This window comes from Deltaproteobacteria bacterium, assembly GCA_013151915.1.
Lineage (GTDB): Bacteria > BMS3Abin14 > BMS3Abin14 > BMS3Abin14 > BMS3Abin14 > BMS3ABIN14.
Genome location: JAADHJ010000059.1, coordinates 14,131 through 29,088 on the forward strand (window position 1 = coordinate 14,131; position 14,958 = coordinate 29,088).

Consider the following 14,958-nt stretch of genomic DNA (forward strand, 5'->3'; position numbering starts at 1 on the left):
CGCGGATGGTATCATAGGCAGCGGGTTTTTTCCATTCCGAATCGGTTCCCGAAGAGGCCCGGGCTTCACTGTTTTGCGAGTCCATCAAGGTTTCCCCCCCTTATCCACCCGAACAGAGGGGCAAGATCCCCGGGTGGTGGGGATTCAAAGATCATTTCGCCTCCGTTGACGGGATGTACGAACCCGAGGCGAAACGCGTGCAGGGCCGGTCTGGTGAGGGACCGCAGGATGGCGCGGAATTGCGGATCCTTGACATGAAGGGACACAACGCCCCCGCCGTATGTCGGATCCCCCAGAATAGGATGGCCGACGGAGGAGAGGTGAACCCTCAGCTGGTGCGTACGCCCGGTACGGGGTCTCAGCTCCACCATGCTGACCCCGTCGCGACGCGCCGTGACAAAATATTTTGTCACGGCGGCCCGGCCATCCTCCCTGACGGCGATCCGTTTCCTGTCCCTTACGTGTCTTCCCAGGGGCCTGTCGATTATCCCCTCGTCATCGTCCATGATGCCCCTGACGGCGGCGAGATAGGTGCGAAGAATAGTGTGCTCCTTGAACTGCCGGGCCAGAGACTGATGCGCGGGATCATTCTTCGCGACAACCATTACACCCGAGGTTCCTTTGTCGAGCCTGTGGACGATCCCCGGCCTCGAAACACCGCCTATGCCCGACAGGTCCCCGCAGTGATGGAGGAGCGCGTTGACGAGGGTGCCGTTGGGATGGCCGTGGGAGGGGTGGACGACCATGTGAGGGGCCTTGTCCAGGACCAGGAGATGGCTGTCCTCAAAAAGGATGGAGATGGGAATATCCTCAGGCTCCACGTCCGAGACGCTGACTTCGGGTATGACGACGGTCACCAGACTGCCGGTTGAAAGAAGGGCGCCGGCCTTCGTAATCCTGCCGTCAACCAGAATATGGCCGCCCTCGATGAGTTTTTTGATACGGGAACGGGTCAGTTCGAGCAGGTTTCTGGAGAGAAAAACGTCAAGACGGGTTCGAGACTCCCCGGGCGGGACGATATATTCCGAACGTCCCATGGGGAGGGTTTACCAGATGTCCGAGTCGATATTTCCGAACTGCTTGACGAGGACGTCAACTATGGCCCGGTTGTAAGGGACCCAGCGGTGGGGCATGTCCTGAACTACGCGGGAATCGTAAAGCCGTCTTCCCTCTTCCAACTGACCCTTCATGTCCTCAAACAGGGAGTCGTTTTTAATGCTCTTCTGGATTGCTTCCTTGTTGTACAGAGCAATATCGGACATGATGGTCCGGGCGAGCCGAACGGCGTCCTTGCGATCGATGATCATGCTCATCTTTCGGAACCCTCCTTATCCCAGGACCTTTGTAATGGAAGGCATCGATTTGCTCTTTCGGCCGGCGCTGAATTTAAGGAGCAGCATTGACGCGCCCACAAATCCGCTGACGGCGCCTATGACAGCCCCCATGTCCGTCCCGAGGAGATACCAACCGATGGCGGATCCCGCGACCATGAGGGACGCGGGCAGCAGATAGGCTGCGGCTGATGCTTTCAACAGGGCCTCTGCCGGCAGGGAAACGATCACTTTCTGGCCGGGCTGTGCGTCGGCGGGGTTGTTGACCTCCATTTCCATGGAGGTCTCGGACGTGGGATGGCACATGCTCTTTGCCCCGCAATCGCCGCAGGCGGCAGTCCTGATAAGCGCAACCCTGGCACGTCCCCCGGTTACCGCCAGTACTTTTGCCGTTTCTTCCAACATAAACTAACTCTATGGGAGAAATCCAAGAAAATCAAGTCGCCATGAATTTCCTGCCGGTGAGCAGGCGATATGCCTCCAGGTACTTCTCCCTGGTTTTCCTGACGATGTCTGGAGGCAGCTCCGGCGCGGGTGGAGTTTTGTCCCAGTCCAGCCCCTCGAGGTAATCCCTGAGAAACTGTTTGTCGAAGCTCGGAGGGCTTATACCGATCCGGTAGCTTTCCGTGGGCCAGAACCGTGAAGAATCCGGCGTCAGGATCTCATCGATCAGGATGATCCCGTCTTCCGTGCGGCCGAACTCGAATTTCGTGTCGGATATGATGATGCCGCGGTCCCCCGCGTATGAGCGAGCCTTTTCGTATATGGCTATGGTCAGGTTACGGAGGCGTCTGCCCACTTTATCGCCGACCTTCTCGCAGACCCCCTCGAAAGAGATGTTTTCGTCATGCCCCGATTCGGCCTTGGTGGCGGGCGTGAAGATGGTGTGAGGCAGCCTTTCGGCCTGCCTCAGTCCCTGTGGAAGGAGGATTCCGCTGATGGCCCCGGTTTCCTGGTATTCCTTCCACCCTCCGCCGGCGAGGTAGCCTCTCGCAACGCATTCGATGGGAAAGGGGTCGGATTTTTTTACCAGGAGGCTCCTTCCCCGCAGGATATCCGAATAAGGCCGGAGAGATTTCGGGAAATCCTCGACCTGGTGTGCCACAAGATGATTTTTTACTATCCCGCTGGTGAATTCGAACCAGAACAGGGACATTGCCGTCAGGATTCGCCCCTTGTCGGGTATACCGTTGGGCATTATGCAGTCGAATGCCGATATCCTGTCCGTGGCAACGAGGAGAAGATTTTCCCCAAGGTCGTAGACGTCACGGACTTTCCCACGGCAAAACAGCTTCAGGTCCGGAAAATCGGTCATGGTGATGGGGTTGGAATTTTTCGGTTCCTGCGTATTGATCATTTTCTGTGTCCCCTTGTGGATTTTCCATGACATACATGAATCGGGGGATGTTTGCAACGCATCGGAGGACAGAGAGGGAGAGGAACGCCAATGGGTGTCAGGACGCAGAGCGCTGTTGCCGGTGAAAAGGAGAAGTGATATTCTTCATTCGCTCATGAGCTTGGAAATGCTGCGCTGTGGTGAAATAATAGGGTCTGGGGTCCGGGATCCGGGGGCTGGGATACTTCGATACTCCCTTACTCCATACTCCCGAATACGTCGCCGCAGTATGAAAAAGTGTCATCCTGGTCCTCTAACGTTCCGAGGTGTCATCGGTTCCGTCCCGGCGGGTCTCCCCGTGGGAGGATGATGGACGGAGGTTTCCAAGTGCCTCCGCCGCCTTGGCCCTGAGGAAGGGGTCGGATGAGCTGTCCAGGGCCTTGGCCAGATACGATTCCGCCCTGGGATCCCCGTTTCTCCCAAGGGCTTCGGCTGCCGAGCATGCCGTTTCAGGATCGCCGTTCAGCAGGTGGGGCAGAATATATTCCGTAACCTTACGGTCCCGGTAGTGGGATAATGTTTCCAGCGCGCCGTGTAAAACGGATGGTTCCGGATCGTTAAGGCAGGCCGCCAGGGGCTTCAGGGCTTTTTCAGGAAGGGTGTTTTGAAGGGCTTTTATTGTGGCCACCCGAATGTCGAAATGAGGGTCGTGTAAAAGCGACAACAGGATGTCCGTTGACTCCGGGGTGTTAAGGTAACCGAGGAAATGGATGGCTCTGATGCGGTGGGGTTCGGCGCCGTTTCTGGCGGCCTCGGCGATTTCACCGATCATGGCCAGGCCTTCCACCCTGTCCAGAGCCTTTGACGCCGTTGCCCTTACCAGCTCTTCCGGGTCCTGAAGGGCCTGGGCAAGGGCCTGCTTACGTTTTTCCAGGGACATGGAATATTCCTCCGGGAAGGGAATTTACTGTTGGTGAATAATTGTCGATGGATGTTGAAAAGTCAACAGAATAGGTTTTCTCAAGACCGGAATCTCCAACAATTGTTCAACAAAGGAGGTCAATGTGTCAAGGCTGCGCGGGAAAAATCCGGTATATCTGGTTCCGATCCTTCTGTGCCTGTTTCTGGGCTATCCGGGTGTCGTTGGGGCTGTGGAAATTCCCGGAGGCCCGCAGGTAGATGGGGGCTGGCTCATCCGACGTATGCCGGCGGAGCCCGCAACCCTGAACCCGGTAACCGCCACGGACGTCTACGAGGGCACGGTCAACGGCTATATATACGAAAGCCTTCTTAAAAGGGACAACAGGACCCTCGAACTTGTCCCCCTGCTGGCGGAGACGTGGGAGGCATCTCCGGATCATCTCAACTACACCTTTACCCTTAGGGAGGGGCTCAGGTGGGGAGACGGGAGGCCCTTGACGACCGATGACGTGGTTTTCACCTTCAACGTTGTCAGGGACCCCGCCGTGGACGCGCCCCACCTGAGAAACTACTATCGCAACCTCGAGAAGGTCCGGGCACTCGACAGCAGGACTGTCAGGTTTACCTTTTCCAAACCCTACTTCAAGTCCCTGGAGATGATCGGAGGAATGAGCATCATCCCAAAGCACATCTTCGTCAAGGGCGATTTCAACACCAATCCCCACGGACGCAGTCCCATCGGGTCCGGTCCGTATAAATTCGTCAAGTGGGATACCGGGAAAGAGATCGTCCTTTCCCGGAACGAGAACTACTGGGGGGAGAAACCCCACCTGAAGAAGATCGTGTTCAAAATCATCACCGACGAGACCGTTGCTCTTCAGGTCCTCAAGCGCGGGGAGATGGACCTGATGGGACTCACACCCATCCAATGGACAAGGCAGACCAGGGGACGAAAATTCACCGCGAGGTTCAATAAACTGCAGTACTATCTCCCCGGGTACTCCTTTATCGGATGGAACCTCCGACGTCCGTTTTTCTCCGACAAACGCGTCAGGCGGGCGATGACCATGGTCCTGGACAGGGAATCGATTCTTAAAAATCTAAGGTACGGGCTGGGGAAGATCGTCACCGGGAACTTCTTCTACGAGAGCCGGGATTACGACAAGAATATCAAACCGTGGCCCCACGATCCGAAAAGGGCGGCAGCCCTCATGGACGAGGCCGGCTGGACGGATTCCGACGGGGACGGGATAAGAGACAAGGACGGGGTACCCTTCCGGTTTGAATTCACCATCGTGTCGGGAAGCCAATTTGCCGAGCAGATGGCCACTGTTCTGAAGGAGGAACTGACAAAGGTCGGTGTCGATATGACCATCAGGCCGCTGGAGTGGGCGCTTTTTACAAAAGTACTTGATGACAGGACCTTCGACGCCGTTATTATGGGATGGAGCCTTCCGGTGGAGGCGGACCCCTTCCAGGTGTGGCACTCCTCACAGGCGGAGAGGGGATCGAACTTCATCGGGTTTGTCAACAAGGAGGCCGATGAGATCATCGAAAAGGCCCGTACCACTTTTGATCGATCCGTCAGGGCCGGGTATTACAGAAGGTTCCATCGGATCCTCCATGAGGAACAGCCTTACACATTCCTCTTTGTAAACAAGAGCCTTGTGGCGCTCGACAAACGCTTTAAAAACGTTAATGTGTATCCCCTGGGCCTCGATTCCACCGAGTGGTACGTGCCTGCGGATGCCCAGAAGTATAAATAGCCTGAGGGGGCGTGAGGCCGGCTGAAATATGATGACTTAGTAATATGATGACTTAGTAAGAAGTCATGGTTGGGCTTTTTAGGACCCTATCAAATTATGACACTTGGAGAATATCTCATACGTCGCCTCCTTCTGATTATCCCCACGTTCGTGGGGATAACCCTCATTACGTTCCTTGTCATTCAACTGGCCCCGGGCAACCCGGCAGCCATGAAGCTGCGAATGGGAGGGGAACAGGGGTTCATCGGTGACAAGGTGACTACCGAGATTGTTGAACAGACCAGAGCGCTCTACGGTCTGGACAAACCCATCTGGCAGCGGTACGTGATCTGGCTTCGGAGGGTGCTGACCCTCGATTTTGGGAATTCCTACAAGGATCACCGGCGTGTCATGGATAAGATATGGGAAAGGCTCCCCATTACGGTGGAACTCAATCTTATCTCAATCTTCCTCGTCTATCTCATTGCCATACCCGTGGGAGTCTATTCCGCCGTTCACCAGGGAAGTATCGGCGACCGGGTGACCACCATCGTTCTCTTCATCCTCTACTCACTCCCCAACTTCTGGGTCGCGGTCCTGCTCATCATGTTCCTGGGAGGGGGGGATTTCCTGAATGTTTTTCCCGTCTACGGGATCGTATCCTCCGGGATGGCGGGCGCCTCTGTCATGGCACGGGTCCTCGATCACCTGTGGCACATCATCCTACCCGTATTCTGCCTCACCTATGGCGGGCTGGCGGCTCTTTCGCGGTATCAGCGCGCCGGCATGCTCGAGGTAATCAGGCAGGATTACATCCGGACCGCCAGGGCGAAAGGCCTTCCCGAGAAGCTGGTCGTCTTCAAACACGCCTTCAGAAACTCCATCATCCCCATCGTAACCCTCTTGGGATACCTTCTTCCCGGGATGTTCGGTGGAAGCGTGATCATCGAAAATATCTTTTCCATCCCCGGCATGGGACAGCTGGGCTTCGAGGCTGTCCTTTCCCGCGATTACCCGGTGGTGCTTGCAATCGCCACAATTTCAGCCGTTCTCACACTATTGGGAATCCTTGTGTCCGACCTCCTCTACATGTGGGCCGATCCAAGGATCAGCTACGAGGCGGAGATATGAGAGGCGCCGCGAAAAGGAGTTACTACAGGCTGGTCTGGGAACAATTCGCCAGAGACAGGGTTTCCATCGTGGGCCTGATTTTTGTCCTGGCCCTCTTCGCTGTGGCTCTTGGGGCCCCCCTGCTGGCAGGAGACAAGCCCCTGGTGGCGTCTCTGGACGGCCACCTCCGGATCCCTGTTTTTTCCAACCCCAAAGGCGTGGACTGGAAAGGGATTGAGGATTCAGGGAGGGGATGGGCGATATTTCCTCCCGTTCCGTACAGTCCCACGAACATCGATCTCGAGGCCAACCTTCTGCCTCCGGACGGGAAGCACTTCCTTGGAACCGACGACCGTGGAAGGGATGTCCTCTCAAGGATGATATACGGATCCAGGGTCTCCCTTTCCGTCGGTTTTGTGGCCGTCTCCATCTATGCTTTCATCGGTGTTATCCTGGGCGCATTGGCCGGCTACTACGGCGGTAAAGTGGATGTCGTTATTTCGCGGGCCATTGAGGTCATGATGTGTTTCCCCACCTTTTTCCTCATCCTCACTGTTCTCGCTTTCCTCCGTCCGAGTATCTACAATATCATGGTCATTATCGGGATAACCGGGTGGCCGGGGGTGGCCCGGCTGGTAAGGGGGGAGTTTCTCAAACAGAGGAAGATGGATTACGTGGCGGCGGCCAAGGCGATCGGCGCTTCCGACGGGCGTATCATATTCTACCATATCCTCCCCAACGCCCTTGCTCCCGTCCTTGTGTCCGCGACCTTCGGCATCGCCGGCGCGATCCTCGTGGAATCATCCCTGAGCTATCTCGGCTTTGGTGTGCCGCCTCCAACCCCTTCCTGGGGCGAGATCCTGTCACAGTCCAAGCAATACATCGACTTTGCCTGGTGGCTGACCATCTTCCCCGGTGCGGCTATTTTCCTCACCGTTACGGCCTACAACCTCGTAGGCGAGGGCCTGCGTGACGCGGTGGACCCGCGGCTGAAATAAGGGCTGGGGGTCTTGACCAAGCCAGCTGTTTTTCCCTCTCTTCCGCAATGGGTGATATCATTCATCGATGGGGAAATCACCCTCTTCGCGTCAGGGCAATGTCCATGAAAAAGGGTGTTTATGGAGGTTTGACCCCCGGAATCAATTCTGTTATCTTCCGTTGGTTTTTGCACTGTTGATGAGCTCGCAAAGAGTCCATACTGGGGTGGGGGTGAAACCAGGGGGATTTTTTAGGGGGTTGTTATTATCAGTCGTCTTAATGGCGGCCGGTGGTATTTTTTTTGATGTTTTCAGGGGTCGTCCATGAGCAGGCTAAGAGGCGCGTTCCGGCCGGAAGACACGGCCATCATCGTCTATCTTGTCACCATCTCCGTCACGGTCACCCTCTTTCACAAAGGGGTTGACCACTGGTGGACCTATGTCCTGATCCATTCCGCCTCCGTTCTTCTGATTATCGGCTGGGTCAGGTATTCATCCCGGAGCGAAAATCCCATAATTCGCTTTTTCCGCTACTGGTATATCATCTTTCTGCTCACCGTTTTCTACGAGCAGATAGACGCGTTCATCCTGGGGATGCATGGGCATTATCTGGACCGCTACATCGCGAATTTCGAAAAGGGGCTTCTGGGTTTCCACCCCTCGGTCTGGATGGAGCGTTTCGCGTCTCCTCCGGTAACGGAGATTATGAATATCGCCTATAATTCCTACTACTGGCTGATCCCCATCCTGGGGCTTTCCCTCTACCTGAAGAGAGATTTCATTCCCTTCAGGAGGATGGTCTTCTCCGTTTCGGTGGCCTTTTTTATCTCCTACTACGGTTTTATCCTTTTTCCCGTCGTGGGGCCGCGGTACCAGCTTGCCAGCCTTTACAACGGTCCCCTCACGGGGTATGTTGTTACCCCGCTTCAGCAGTTTATCATGAAGTACGGAGACATCCGCGGGGGGTGTATGCCCAGTTCTCATGTGGCCGTCGCCCTGGTCATTCTCCTGCTCGCCTGGTCCTACAGAAAACGCATGGCGATCTTCCTCACGCCCCTCGTCATCGGGCTTTCCATTGCCACTGTATATAACCGTTATCACTATGTCAGCGACGTGGTAATGGGTGTCGTCGTTGGGCTGGTGGCTTTTTACTGGGGAAAGCGTGTATACTCCCTGGAAAATTTTTCCGCCAAGGGTACAGAATCGTAAAAAGTCCATTTATGGCTTTTTACTCCACATAAGGGCCATTAAAATATGCCGACAATCAAGGTCAGTGAAGCCGGGTGCAAGGGGTGTATTCTGTGTGTCGACGTTTGCCCTCACGGGCTGATTCGCCAGGGCAAATCGATAAACGACCAGGGCTACCAGTTTGTCCTTCTGGAGGACCCGGAGGAGAAATGTACCGGCTGTACCCTATGTGCGGTAATGTGCCCGGATATATGTATCGAGGTTTATAAATAGGGGTCATCCTGGAAATGCGTACCTGGATGAAGACCGGACTTGGAGAAATGAGGATTTATTACAGTGTGACCACTTTCAGGTCACACCACGGGGTTTAAGGGGAGGGTTTCACAGAGAAGAACAAGGACTGCCTCACGCCCGTTCGCTTTGCTCACTCAAGTCGCAAAGCTCGCAAAGTAGGACACGTCCCCTCACCCAAGCTGCTGGATATCCTTTTTGCCAAGGATCAAAGTTAACTTTCATCCCGGGCAACAAGGATAACCAGCCGATTTCAAGGAAATCCCGCTCCTGGGAAGGAGCGGCCGGGTGAGGGGAAGTAGCCTTTTATCTTGTGATCTTCTTGGCGTCCTTGGCGGCTTTAGTGAGTCACAGGTCGGCGTGACGAACGAGCGTGAGACGGTTTTCCCCGGATGAAACTCTGTGTCCTCTGTTTAACCCTGTGGAGCAGCCGTCAAATGGCTGCACTGTGTCAAAAGCTTTTGATCTTCCTTTGCGAGCTTTGCGTGAGACGAGTTGGGATTAACATAATGAGGTACACATTGTTGTGATGAACCATAAATAAGTAGTAATTGCCGGTCGGTAATGCGGGAGATGAGTAATTGAGTGACGCCAAACGTATTCTGGTAAAGGGAAACATGGCCCTGGCAATGGGGGCTATCAAGGCGGGATGCCGGTACTATTTCGGATATCCCATAACGCCGCAGAACGAGGTTCCGGAGATCATGTCCCGTGAGCTTCCCAAACTGGGAGGCGAGTTCGTTCAGGCTGAGAGCGAACTGGCCTCCATCAACATGGTTCTCGGCGCTTCGGCCATGGGTGTCAGGGCCATGACCTCCTCATCGAGTCCGGGTATCTCCCTCATGCAGGAGGGGCTGTCCTACATGGCCGGGCAGGAGCTTCCGGCCGTCCTGATTAACGTGGTGCGGTGTGGTCCCGGCCTCGGCGGAATAGCCGCCTCCCAGGGTGACTATTTCCAGTCGGTCAAGGGTGGCGGTCATGGCGACTACAGGACCATCGTCCTTGCTCCGGCAAGTGTGCAGGAGATGTACGATCATACGATCCTGGCGTTCGATCTGGCGGATAGATACCGTAATCCGGTTCTGGTCCTCGCAGACGCGGTACTGGGGCAGATGCAGGAACCCATCTTCGAGCGGGACGATGTTGCACCGGGACCGAAAAAACCCTGGGCGTTGACCGGCGCGGAAGGCCGCCCCGCCAGACACTTGAAATCCCTGTACCTTAAAGAGGGGGAACTGGAATCACACAACAGGATGCTCGAGGAAAAATACAGGGAGGTTGAGAAGCATGAGGTCCGCTACGATGAAAAAGATCTGGAAGATGCGGAACTGGTTGTAGTGGCTTTCGGAACAGCTGCCCGGGTTGCCCGGACCGCTGTCTCTCAGGCTCGGAAAAAGGGGCTTAAGGTTGGGCTTTTCAGGCCGGTTACCGTTTATCCTTTCCCCGGGAAAAAGCTTCGGGCGATCTCACTGAAAACCAGAAATTTTCTGGTGGTGGAGATGAACATGGGGCAAATGGTCGAGGATGTCAGGCTCAGCGTCGCCGGCGATGCCGAGGTGTCCTTTTACGGCAGACCCGGTGGGGCGATCCCCACGCCTCTGGAGGTCCTGGAGAGGATAGAGAGGAAATATCCATGAAGCAGATATTCACCAGGCCCAAAGCCCTCAACGACGCCATAATGCACTACTGCCCCGGATGCGGGCATGGCGTCGGGCATCGGCTGGTTGCAGAGGCCCTCGATCATTTCGGCATCGTCGAAAAAACCGTGGGAGTGGCACCGGTAGGCTGCGCGGTCCTCATGTACGATTATTTTAACTGCGACATTATCGAGGCCCCACATGGGCGCCCCCCGGCTGTGGCCACAGGCATGAAGCGGTCAAGGCCCGACAGGATCATCTTCACCTATCAGGGGGACGGAGACCTGGCGTCCATCGGCCTGGCGGAGATCGTTCATGCGGCCAACAGGGGAGAGAACATCACGGTTATCTTCGTCAACAACACCGTATATGGTATGACCGGCGGTCAGATGGCGCCGACCACCCTCCTCGGGCAGCAGACAACCACCTCACCTTATGGAAGGAATCTCAACACGGATGGCTATCCCATCCGGATGGCGGAGATGCTTGCCACCCTCGACGGCACCTCCTACGTGGCCAGGATGGCCCTGGATAAACCGGCTAACATCCTCAAGGCAAGAAAAGCGATTTTTAAAGCCTTTGAGATGCAGATAAACGAGATAGGGTTCTCCTTCGTGGAACTGCTCTCCACCTGTCCGACCAATTGGGGTATGAATCCCCAGGAGTCGGTGAGAAGAATCCAGGAGGAACTGATTCCCTATTTTTCCCTGGGCGTGTTCAAGGAGAAGGATACCGCGGATTATATTTAAGAAGGCCGGTCACCGCGCCGGCTCTTCCCCTCTGGACTCTGAACTCCGGACTCTGAACTCCGGACTCTGGACTCTGGACTCTGGACTCTGGACTCTGGACTCTGAATATTGATACGGAGAGACGATGTACTATGATATATTCATAAGTGGTTTCGGCGGCCAGGGAATCCTCCTGGCTGGACAGCTGCTGGCGGAAGCAGGGATGAAAAAGGGGCTGAATGTGACCTTCTTTCCATCCTACGGTGTGGAGATGAGAGGAGGGACCGCGCGCTGCACGGTTGTCCTTTCAGATGAGGATATCGGCTCACCCATAGTCGATAACCCTAAGTGTGTCATCGCCATGAATCAACCGTCCCTCGTAAGGTATCAGAAATCCGTTTCCCCGGGGGGGATACTCATCGTCAACAGCTCCCTTGCCAGGGTGGAAGATGTGAAGAGTGACGGTCTGAAGACCTGTGCTGTGCCCATGAGCGAACTGGCCATGGAGCTGGGGAATGGGCGTCTCGCAAATATGGTGGGATTGGGCGCTTTCGCTCAACTTTCAGGCGCCTTGAGCCCGGACGAGGTGGCAGGGGCTGTCGAATCGGTAGTTTCTGCCCGCAACAGGAAATTTATTCCCATGAACGAGAAAGCCATACGTGAAGGGGCTCGGTATGCGAGGGAAAATGCCGGCGGCTGATGAGAACCGATCCCCGCGCGGAACGAGTGCGGCGGGGGAGTCAAGAGTTAGTTTGGAGGCCGAAAATGGCGGAAAAACCTGTTGAGGTTGGAAAAAAAATCCGCGAACTGAGGGAGGAGAAAGGAATGGGGCTCCAGGACCTGGCCGTTAAGACGGGCTACTCTTCCGCGCTGCTTTCACAGTTCGAGAATCACCTCGTCAGTCCCCCCCTTGGGGCGCTGATAAAACTTGCCGGCGCCCTGGAGACGGAGGTCGGCGACTTCCTCGGCAGTGCGCCCGATGAACCTTTCACCCTGGTTCGCCATGATGAGCGTAAGATCGTCTCCCGTGTGGCCTCAAAGACCGGAGTAAACCTGGGGTACACATACGAATCCCTGGGATTCGGAATGAGGGGAAGGGGTATGGAACCCTTCATAGTCACCCTCGAACCGGTGGCACTTAAGGAAAAACGCCTTTCCACCCATAAGGGGGAAGAGTTTCTCTTCGTTCTGGAGGGGAGGATGATGGTGCGCCTGGGCGACCACGCGGACACCCTGGAACCCGGCGACTCCATCTATTTTCGATGTACGACTCCCCACCATGTGACCTGCGAAGGGGAAAAACCCGCGAAGATTCTCGCGGTGATCCTGACGGGCGGACAGGGCGGGAAGTAGATCAGTCCCACTTGCGCCGGTCATCGATGGCCCGCGCATCATCTTGAATGGTCCCGGGTTCGACCCGCACAACCCTGACGCCAAGCTTGAGGACCTCCTTGAGCCTGCCACCCACCTTTTCCAAAGTATGGGCCGGGAGGGGCATTCTGGTTTCCACCTCCACGGTCATGTCATCCATGGCCCTCTCCCTTACGATGACGGCCCTGAATCGTTCAATCTCCTCAAATCCGGACAGGGCCTCGGCAAGTTGCCCCGGATAGACGAAAAGTCCCCTGACCTTGGTCACCTGATCCACACGGCCGAGAATGCCGGTGAGCCTGGGGCTTTTCCTTCCGCAGGGACACGGTTTTAAGGTGACCGAGGACAGGTCGCCCGTGGCGAAGCGCAGGAGGGCGTTGATGGGGTTGAACGGGGTAACCACGACCTCGCCGGGTGTCCCGGCCGGTACGGGTATATGGGTCTCCGGATCCAGGACCTCAACCAGAACGGTGGGATCAAGGTGCATGCCGGATCCCTCCTCGCACTCATAGGCGATGGCCCCGACCTCGGCTGTCCCATAGCCCTGGCGAACGTGAATTCCGTTCTTCTCCTGAAATTCCGTGCGAAGGCTCTCCGAAAGTTTCTCGGCGATGACGAAAGCCTTTTCAAAAGGGAGACTCAATCCGGTTTCTTCCGCCTTCTCCAAAAGGACCTTCAGATAGGAGGGCAGGCCCACGTAGGCATTGGCTTTGAGGTGGGCTGCGACGGAGACCTGGATCTCGCTGTTGCCGATCCCCGCCGGGATAACGGCGCACCCGAGGTTGTTCGCCCCTTCCTCGAACATGGCCCCCGCCGGGGTCAGGTGATACGAAAAGCAGTTAAGGACGATGTCGCCCTCCGAAAACCCGCAGGCGGCGAAGGCCCGCTCCCATCTGTAGTAGGAAGCCAGGCGTCCGTCCGGGTCGTAAATGGGGCCGGGGGACGAGTAGATCCTTCTCAGTTCCCCGGGCGAAACGGCGATCATGCCCCCAAAGGGTGGGACGGCGGCCTGGATGGAGGGAAAGTCGGACTTTTTGAGAACCGGAAACTTCAGAATGTTACCCGGCTCAGTGAGATCGTCTGTCGTCAGGCCCGCGTCCTCGAGGCGACGAACAAATCCGGGGGCCTTTTGCCATGGGCCCGCCATGAGTTCGCGCAGCTTCGTCGTCTGAAGTTCGATAACTTCTTCGTAGGGTTGATATTCCATGTCCGCTTCCATATTAGTCATGTCGGTTTCTCCCTTTTCCGGGTTTATTCTGACTACAGGATGCCTTTCCCGGGAGGCGTCGTCAAGCACCACCGGTTTTCTCTGCGATTCCTGCGTTCTCAAGCGAGTGCAAGCGAGCGGGCGAGAGAAAGGGTTTCAGCCGGATTTATTACAAATAACATTGTAGAAAGATTTGACATCCAATCGGTTTTTGTCTATCTATATACTTGTAATTGCATTTTTCCCGCCTGGAGCCGAAACATGAATTGGAGGGGAGAAGGAGGCCTCTTAAGATGAGGATGGATCCTTTTCCTACGTTGATCGTCACCGCTTTTCTGGTTTTACTGTTCCCCGTATCATCATCCGCGCTATCCGCATCCCAGGTGACCCTCGACTTCATGTGTTCCTGCGGCACCTGTACTGAAGCCCTCTCCACCTGTGAGTGCCAGGAAGCCGACAAGAACAGGGCGCTTATCATCAAAATGATCGGACAGGGAAGAACCGAACAGCAGATAGTCGACTATTTCGTCGGTCAATGGGGAAGTTCCATCCTGGTTACAAGTGCCGGACTTGCCACAGGGACATCCGCCGGAAGCTCCAACAACAGATCTTTCGGATTTATTCTCGTCATAATCGGTTTCTCTCTCGCGGCGTTCACGGTGGGAAAGTATTTCAGAACATCTCCGTCCTCGCCCCCGGCCAGGAAATCCCCAGACGGCGGTGGTAGGAAAAGAGGCTCTTCGGCAAGAAGGAAGCCGGCTAACAAAAGATCGCGGGGGAGGAAAGCCGGTTTTAAAGACGGGGTTGATGATGATCTGCTTGATGATTATACCCATGAGTAAAAAAGTGTGTATCCGGCCTGATCCGGTCTTTTTTCGGTGAGGCTTAAAAAGGAGGTCAACAATGGAAGTCAGAAAAGGAAACCGATTCTGGAAGCGTACCAGAGAGGGCGTAAAAAAGTTCTTCAAGGACCTTGAGGAAGATTCCGTTGCCGGAAATCCAAAAAAGCCGGTGGATTGCTGCAATCCACCGGAGGCGGTTTCCAGACCGGACTCCAAAGACGGGGCGAACCAACATCAACATTGACCCGTCTACGTCCCTTGGACTACGATTGTT

At 55.6% G+C, this 14,958-nt stretch carries 17 protein-coding genes; 11 read left to right on the forward strand and 6 right to left on the reverse strand.

Annotation, left to right across the window (positions count from 1 at the left end; translation table 11 throughout):
• Nucleotides 1-65 precede the first annotated feature (65 nt).
• The 5 genes from GXP52_10485 to GXP52_10505 all read right to left on the reverse strand — a co-directional run bounded on the left by GXP52_10485 (nucleotide 66) and on the right by GXP52_10505 (nucleotide 3,607).
• Nucleotides 66-1,037: an RluA family pseudouridine synthase gene (locus tag GXP52_10485; GenBank protein ID NOY87706.1), complete on the reverse strand. Its 972-nt coding sequence runs from the start codon at nucleotides 1,035-1,037 to the stop codon at nucleotides 66-68.
• A gap of 9 nt (nucleotides 1,038-1,046) precedes the next feature.
• Nucleotides 1,047-1,313, reverse strand: a complete 267-nt coding sequence (locus GXP52_10490) for a hypothetical protein (GenBank protein NOY87707.1) — start codon at nucleotides 1,311-1,313, stop codon at nucleotides 1,047-1,049.
• A 15-nt stretch (nucleotides 1,314-1,328) separates the two neighbouring features.
• A complete protein-coding gene (locus GXP52_10495) occupies nucleotides 1,329-1,736 on the reverse strand; it encodes a SoxR reducing system RseC family protein (GenBank protein ID NOY87708.1) in 408 nt (135 codons plus the stop codon).
• A gap of 31 nt (nucleotides 1,737-1,767) precedes the next feature.
• The gene (locus GXP52_10500; protein NOY87709.1) at nucleotides 1,768-2,688 is read right to left on the reverse strand and encodes a phosphoribosylaminoimidazolesuccinocarboxamide synthase; all 921 of its coding nucleotides are present in this window, start codon (nucleotides 2,686-2,688) and stop codon (nucleotides 1,768-1,770) included.
• A 292-nt stretch (nucleotides 2,689-2,980) separates the two neighbouring features.
• A complete protein-coding gene (locus tag GXP52_10505; protein ID NOY87710.1) occupies nucleotides 2,981-3,607 on the reverse strand; it encodes a HEAT repeat domain-containing protein in 627 nt (208 codons plus the stop codon).
• Nucleotides 3,608-3,731: 124 nt separating this feature from the next.
• Between GXP52_10505 and GXP52_10510 the strand changes: the two genes are divergently transcribed.
• The 9 genes from GXP52_10510 (at nucleotide 3,732) to GXP52_10550 (ending at nucleotide 12,617) form a co-directional block, all read left to right on the forward strand.
• On the forward strand, nucleotides 3,732-5,354 hold the full coding sequence (locus GXP52_10510; protein NOY87711.1) for a peptide-binding protein: 1,623 nt from the start codon (nucleotides 3,732-3,734) through the stop codon (nucleotides 5,352-5,354).
• Nucleotides 5,355-5,450: 96 nt separating this feature from the next.
• Nucleotides 5,451-6,464 (forward strand): ABC transporter permease, encoded by a 1,014-nt coding sequence (locus GXP52_10515; protein NOY87712.1) that lies wholly within the window; start codon nucleotides 5,451-5,453, stop codon nucleotides 6,462-6,464.
• The gene (locus GXP52_10520; protein NOY87713.1) at nucleotides 6,461-7,441 is read left to right on the forward strand and encodes an ABC transporter permease; all 981 of its coding nucleotides are present in this window, start codon (nucleotides 6,461-6,463) and stop codon (nucleotides 7,439-7,441) included. Before GXP52_10515 ends, GXP52_10520 begins: the two co-directional genes overlap by 4 nt.
• A gap of 303 nt (nucleotides 7,442-7,744) precedes the next feature.
• Nucleotides 7,745-8,629, forward strand: a complete 885-nt coding sequence (locus GXP52_10525) for a phosphatase PAP2 family protein (GenBank protein ID NOY87714.1) — start codon at nucleotides 7,745-7,747, stop codon at nucleotides 8,627-8,629.
• Between the two features lie 45 nt (nucleotides 8,630-8,674).
• Complete coding sequence (locus tag GXP52_10530; protein ID NOY87715.1) at nucleotides 8,675-8,881, forward strand: 4Fe-4S dicluster domain-containing protein; 207 nt, start codon at nucleotides 8,675-8,677, stop codon at nucleotides 8,879-8,881.
• Nucleotides 8,882-9,516: 635 nt separating this feature from the next.
• Nucleotides 9,517-10,536 (forward strand): 3-methyl-2-oxobutanoate dehydrogenase subunit VorB, encoded by a 1,020-nt coding sequence (locus GXP52_10535; protein ID NOY87716.1) that lies wholly within the window; start codon nucleotides 9,517-9,519, stop codon nucleotides 10,534-10,536.
• Nucleotides 10,533-11,285 (forward strand): 2-oxoglutarate oxidoreductase, encoded by a 753-nt coding sequence (locus tag GXP52_10540; GenBank protein ID NOY87717.1) that lies wholly within the window; start codon nucleotides 10,533-10,535, stop codon nucleotides 11,283-11,285. Before GXP52_10535 ends, GXP52_10540 begins: the two co-directional genes overlap by 4 nt.
• 124 nt (nucleotides 11,286-11,409) lie before the next feature.
• The gene (locus GXP52_10545; protein ID NOY87718.1) at nucleotides 11,410-11,964 is read left to right on the forward strand and encodes a 2-oxoacid:ferredoxin oxidoreductase subunit gamma; all 555 of its coding nucleotides are present in this window, start codon (nucleotides 11,410-11,412) and stop codon (nucleotides 11,962-11,964) included.
• Between the two features lie 65 nt (nucleotides 11,965-12,029).
• Entirely contained in the window at nucleotides 12,030-12,617 is a 588-nt protein-coding gene (locus tag GXP52_10550; protein NOY87719.1) for a helix-turn-helix domain-containing protein, read from the forward strand.
• Between the two features lies 1 nt (nucleotide 12,618).
• On the opposite strand, the gene GXP52_10555 is transcribed toward GXP52_10550, so the two are convergent.
• Nucleotides 12,619-13,863 carry a phenylacetate--CoA ligase gene (locus tag GXP52_10555; protein ID NOY87720.1) on the reverse strand — a complete coding sequence of 415 codons (1,245 nt, stop codon included), beginning with the start codon at nucleotides 13,861-13,863 and terminating at the stop codon, nucleotides 12,619-12,621.
• A 272-nt stretch (nucleotides 13,864-14,135) separates the two neighbouring features.
• Between GXP52_10555 and GXP52_10560 the strand changes: the two genes are divergently transcribed.
• Together GXP52_10560 and GXP52_10565 are read left to right on the forward strand one after the other, a co-directional pair.
• Complete coding sequence (locus tag GXP52_10560) at nucleotides 14,136-14,684, forward strand: hypothetical protein (GenBank protein ID NOY87721.1); 549 nt, start codon at nucleotides 14,136-14,138, stop codon at nucleotides 14,682-14,684.
• Between the two features lie 61 nt (nucleotides 14,685-14,745).
• Nucleotides 14,746-14,928, forward strand: a complete 183-nt coding sequence (locus GXP52_10565; protein ID NOY87722.1) for a hypothetical protein — start codon at nucleotides 14,746-14,748, stop codon at nucleotides 14,926-14,928.
• Nucleotides 14,929-14,958 lie beyond the last annotated feature (30 nt).